Below are 431 nucleotides of genomic sequence, written 5' to 3'. Positions count from 1 at the left end.
AACACGCAGATTTATATTTTAAACGAAAAAGAAGAATTACAAGCTATAGGAGTAGTCGGAGAGATTTGTATAGGCGGTAATGGTTTAGCCCGAGGTTATTTAAATCAGGAAGGGTTAACTAGAGAGAAGTTCATAACAAATCCTTTTAAAGCGGGAGAGCGTCTGTACAAAACAGGCGATTTGGGTCGCTGGCTACCCGATGGCAACATCGAGTTCATAGGCCGAAAAGACGATCAGGTAAAAATAAGAGGACACAGGATAGAACTTGGAGAGATAGAGCACGCTTTAGTAAAACATGAAGCTGTAAGTCAGGCAGTGGTTTTAGCTAGAGAGAACGAGTCAGCAGAGAAAGAACTTGTAGCGTATATTGTTTCTAATGTCGAGCAGAACGCAAGTGATTTAAGAGCTTATTTAAAACAGTCGTTGCCGGA

1 pseudogene is annotated in these 431 nt (G+C 41.1%); it reads left to right on the top strand.

The window, feature by feature from the left end:
• Positions 1-431 (top strand): annotated as a pseudogene (locus JO950_RS22040) (AMP-binding protein); the annotation flags it as partial.

This window comes from Flavobacterium sp. UGB4466 (assembly GCF_903469665.1).
In the GTDB taxonomy this organism is placed as follows: Bacteria; Bacteroidota; Bacteroidia; order Flavobacteriales; family Flavobacteriaceae; genus Flavobacterium; species Flavobacterium lipolyticum.
Note: the sequence above shows the minus strand (reverse complement) of the source record. Positions and strands in the feature narration are given on the sequence as shown.